Annotated in this window: 7 protein-coding genes; 3 read left to right on the top strand and 4 right to left on the bottom strand. The window is 49.1% G+C overall.

What is annotated here, in order from left to right:
* The first annotated feature begins 617 nt into the window (after window positions 1-617).
* On the top strand, window positions 618-1,277 hold the full coding sequence (locus HOK28_09795; GenBank protein ID MBT6433374.1) for a hypothetical protein: 660 nt from the start codon (window positions 618-620) through the stop codon (window positions 1,275-1,277).
* Window positions 1,278-1,393: 116 nt separating this feature from the next.
* Here HOK28_09795 and HOK28_09790 read toward each other — a convergent pair whose 3' ends face one another.
* Window positions 1,394-1,663 carry a hypothetical protein gene (locus tag HOK28_09790; GenBank protein MBT6433373.1) on the bottom strand — a complete coding sequence of 90 codons (270 nt, stop codon included), beginning with the start codon at window positions 1,661-1,663 and terminating at the stop codon, window positions 1,394-1,396.
* A 24-nt stretch (window positions 1,664-1,687) separates the two neighbouring features.
* Window positions 1,688-1,966: a hypothetical protein gene (locus HOK28_09785; protein ID MBT6433372.1), complete on the bottom strand. Its 279-nt coding sequence runs from the start codon at window positions 1,964-1,966 to the stop codon at window positions 1,688-1,690.
* Window positions 1,967-2,179: 213 nt separating this feature from the next.
* On the opposite strand from HOK28_09785, the gene HOK28_09780 reads away from it, so the two are divergent.
* Window positions 2,180-2,335: a hypothetical protein gene (locus HOK28_09780; protein ID MBT6433371.1), complete on the top strand. Its 156-nt coding sequence runs from the start codon at window positions 2,180-2,182 to the stop codon at window positions 2,333-2,335.
* Between the two features lie 29 nt (window positions 2,336-2,364).
* Here HOK28_09780 and HOK28_09775 read toward each other — a convergent pair whose 3' ends face one another.
* Both HOK28_09775 and HOK28_09770 read right to left on the bottom strand, forming a co-directional pair.
* Complete coding sequence (locus tag HOK28_09775) at window positions 2,365-2,586, bottom strand: hypothetical protein (protein MBT6433370.1); 222 nt, start codon at window positions 2,584-2,586, stop codon at window positions 2,365-2,367.
* Between the two features lie 165 nt (window positions 2,587-2,751).
* On the bottom strand, window positions 2,752-3,384 hold the full coding sequence (locus HOK28_09770) for a hypothetical protein (GenBank protein ID MBT6433369.1): 633 nt from the start codon (window positions 3,382-3,384) through the stop codon (window positions 2,752-2,754).
* A gap of 155 nt (window positions 3,385-3,539) precedes the next feature.
* Between HOK28_09770 and HOK28_09765 the strand changes: the two genes are divergently transcribed.
* Window positions 3,540-3,954 (top strand): hypothetical protein (locus tag HOK28_09765; GenBank protein ID MBT6433368.1); only part of this gene is annotated, 415 nt, incomplete at its 3' end.

Genomic DNA, 3,954 nt, shown 5'->3' with positions numbered 1-3,954 from the left:
TGCTCAGCGAGAATTTGATTTTGAGAATGAATGGGAGTGGGGAGCAGCTTGAAATCTCCCAATATTCGAAGCCTTTTTTGTAGCTTTGGTGGATAGGTGCGTGTTGAGCCTCGGGCCAAGCCCGATTGAAAGCACTGGTTAGCCGAGCAGGGCGCTGAATTTCTCTATTTCAGGCAAAAAACGGAAGATATAACGGTTTTTAGGAAGTCGGAAGCGTGTTGTTATACATTCAGGCTCTAGGGTTTTGGTAGGTTGAATTCCCTAGTCACTTAAGCAACCTCATAAGCTGGGTGACTCTGGCTCGTGAGAGCCCTTCTCTTCTCCCTAGGTACATGCGAATTTGTTTAGATGAAGCTTAAGTCAAAGGGATTAAGCGATAAGGATCATTAAGGCGGGTGGCACCTTTTAGGGGGGCAGTAGGAATCTAACGCGGTTTCACCCAGACTTTCTCGTTCGCTAACCATCTCAATTTTTCTATTCATCCGCGGCTGGGCTCGGAATCCTTATAATAATAAGATAGTTTAATTCCTAATCCAGTTTTCTGAGACGTTATGAAAAAGAAAAGTTTAAATCCCATACCATCCCAAACTAAAGATATTGTTGTGCCAGGAGATATCATGACCAACAACCTCGCCAGGCCGTCTAGGTTCAATTTTCTACTCTTACTCTTGGCATCTTTGGCAACATTAGGAACCCTCAAACCTGATTATAAGTCTGGCCTTTCAAGCGAATACACAGGATGGCCACGAGGTGAGAGTCGACAGCGTATGACGGCTACACTGGCACCCATTGGTAATCGGATATCGTTGTTTGATTACCCAGGCGACTTACACCTGGAATTAAGTATTAAGCATATTCAAGATATTCAGGCGCCATCTGCGTTATGGACCCTAACCACGGAAGTCAATGGTGAGACCATTTCCTTGGGTGGGGGCTTCCCCGGTTTTGGAGGCGACCTGGGAACAGAAGACAATGGCGATATCATTGGCGACGCGATTGTTAGGATTGGTAAATTATGCCCCAACGAGCAAGCTCAAGTAGAGGGATGCCTCCCATGCCTAGATGGATGCACCCTGACCATTCATGCAGATCGTTGTGAGTTCGTTGGAGACTCCATCAAAAGCAGTGAAGTTAGAATTGTTCGCAGCGACGGTACTCGGTTTGAGCTACGCTGCGAGGATGATGAGGACCCTCAACCTTGTTCGGAACTAAATGATTGGTTGACCGTTAGCATTGAATCGTTGACTACGAGCCTTTGCCGCAATGGTGGGAACTAATCTTGCGCGCGGCGGATTGCTTGCGTCATCCGTTAACGGTCACAATGTTGGCCGTTTGGATACTGAACGACCATCTATTCAAGGAAATGTATGGTAATGCATTAACTGGCAAACTCTCAGATTTTGCGGGCGTGATAGTCTTTCCCCTTATTCCCGTAGCCGCCTATGAACTCGGATGCGCTTACCGCAAAATAGAACCCAGGTTTCAGCGGCATGTGCTCTTCATGAGTTTGGGGCTTACCAGTATTCTCATGGTAGGAATCAACCTTTTTGAACCGTGTGCCAATGTCTTGAGGATTGGACTGGGTGCAGCTCAGTGGCCGTTTCGGTGCATCGGGTGGATGTTGAGCAGTGGAACTGTACCGCCGCTGGTCCCCGTTTTTCATACAGTCGATCCTACCGACCTCTGGTCACTCATGGCCTTGGGGCTGCCTTATTGGGTTTCCAGGTCCTCCCATGTGGCTATAAACAACACGCGTCGGGGATGACCCATGCACTTGACCAAGACCTAGGCAGAGCACCTTAAAATCGGAATCTTTGACAATTCCCCCAACATTCACCAGTTCCAAGCCAAACCGAATATCAGGAGCATCGACTCCGTAGCGGTCCATGGCATCATCGTATGGGATTCGTAGAAACGGGGTAGGAACCTCCACGCCTTTAAGTTTCCGGAAAATCATTGCTAGCATTGAATTTCTTGTAGGGGACCGCATTGCCTTAAGCGAGCGGCCATAGATTTGAGTACTGAGCTCCACGATTTTCTTTCCTGACATAGATTCATTCTTCACCGACCTCTACATTAAATTCAAGAGATAAAAGTGCCTCAGACGTGTTGGCACAGAAAGCCAGCGCTGGCATCGAGGACTGCTCCAGCCCTCTGATTCACAACTGGGAGCATCCCAGTGCGATTCAGTGCCAACAAAGTGAAAAATCGTTCCATGGGTTTCGACCAGCTGCGGGTAGACGCCAGGAAAATAACTGCCTTGCAACTCACCGGCATCGTTACGGGTGAGAGCGACCGGGTGCCCGCACGACATTTTGGCGTGGTTTTGACCTAGGCACTTAAACTTTTACTCAAATAGAAATGTTAACGGTGAGGACCGCGCTTAATTTTCTGGAAAAACCGGATGTAACGCGAGGCCGCAAATCTTGGAACACTCGACTTTGAAATCTTTGTAAAAGCTGCACGTCCAATTTGAGCACTGAATAACTTCGTATCAATTTCATTCACACACCAGAGCCCAAGAACATTAACCAATGGATTATCCCAAGGATGTTCTTGATGATATTCGTTGTATTCAAGACTCATGTCTTGCTAGGCACATTGAGACCGATCCTTCTCTTTAGTTCAAGGCAAGTCCATTTTCGTTTGAAGAGTGCAAGCTGCTTTATGAACGAATCTTCTGGAACTCTAACAAATCTCAATCCAAAAATAGGAGGAGTCAAGCCTCCCGTACGATGCTTCAGCATGACGTCACACCGCCATTTCTTTTCGCTCTTGGCGGGCTTTCCGCATGTGGCTCACTCGAGCTCGGATCCCCTCCTTGCTCAATTTACGCCGCGCTTCTTGCACCATGCGGAGCTTCTCTTTGTAGCGCTCTTGCACCTTCTCGCGACGAGGACGACTTTCGATTTCTTCGGGCGAATTTAGGTAGACTTTTCGCGTTCCTAAAATGTGGTCAAACCACGGTCGAGTCACGCCCCAATTGCAGTCTTGATCCGGGGCCATATGATGGTCCCAATGCCAGGGTACGTTCTTTTTGGCCCAGTTCTCGTCGAGGTGGCTCTTCTTGTGCACTCGATAATAGTGGATGCCTGAGTAGAAAACGGTGCCGACGAAAAAAGGAGCGACTGGAAGGAGCGGTAAATGAACCAACGCTCCCCCAGCTAAAGCGAGGACTTCTTTGGATTGCGGAGTCCATCCTGCAAAAAGGCCTTCTACGTATTGGTCGTCGAGCATTCCGTGTTGACGGCTGTTTTTGTGGTGGTCGTGCCAATGAAAAGACCAGAAGCTGTTTCGGTTTTTACCGACGCCATGCAAGACGTATTTGTGAAAAATCCATTCGGTGGCGTTGGCGTAAATCAGTCCTAGGGGAATGCCGATCATGATGTCCTCCCGTGCTTGGCATTTGGGCCAGGAAAAATATGAAGCTGGATGGTGGGCGCTTTTCAACGGCAGAACCAAATCGCGACCATCTAGTCACCTTTTAGCGTAGGCCATCCTGCATTGCAAGCCCTCATTTGCTGTGCGCAAGAAAGAGCATGAGTAATGACCCTTTGGTAGCCACGAAGTTAGCAGCGCAATCAGACGCGCAAGAGCCCGATGAGGGCGTTCAACCGCCTCAAGCAACCATCCCGAAAGAACGCCCAGGCCCTAAAGGCGGACACCGAGATCTCAACCGCCGTGAACGGGTGCGCACCCTTCTTGAGTGGACCAATGTCCTCAGGCACACTCCAGAGCTCACGGAAGAAAATGGTGTAGTCCACAGGAGTCTGCACCATGAGCGTCTCGAGCTCACTGAACAAGGCCGGGTGAAAAATACCCAGTCCAAGTTTGGCCGCCCACATCTGTTCCATGTTTGCCAAAGCTCAGGGCGTTGTCTTCCCGGATTTGTTCGAGCAGAATTTCAGGCATTTTCCAGATGCGGAATTCTTAGCCACGGATTTGCCCGCTTTG

It is taken from the genome of Deltaproteobacteria bacterium, assembly GCA_018668695.1.
GTDB lineage: Bacteria > Myxococcota > XYA12-FULL-58-9 > XYA12-FULL-58-9 > JABJBS01 > JABJBS01.
Note: the sequence above shows the minus strand (reverse complement) of the source record. Positions and strands in the feature narration are given on the sequence as shown.

Excerpts from the sequence above, each read along its gene's own strand:
- HOK28_09795 (MBT6433374.1), top strand. The coding sequence starts at position 618 with ATGACCAACAACCTCGCCAGGCCGTCTAGGTTCAATTTTCTACTCTTA.
- HOK28_09770 (MBT6433369.1), bottom strand. The coding sequence starts at position 3,384 with ATGATCGGCATTCCCCTAGGACTGATTTACGCCAACGCCACCGAATGG.
- HOK28_09775 (MBT6433370.1), bottom strand. The coding sequence starts at position 2,586 with ATGAGTCTTGAATACAACGAATATCATCAAGAACATCCTTGGGATAAT.
- HOK28_09785 (MBT6433372.1), bottom strand. The coding sequence starts at position 1,966 with ATGCTAGCAATGATTTTCCGGAAACTTAAAGGCGTGGAGGTTCCTACC.
- HOK28_09790 (MBT6433373.1), bottom strand. The coding sequence starts at position 1,663 with ATGAAAAACGGGGACCAGCGGCGGTACAGTTCCACTGCTCAACATCCA.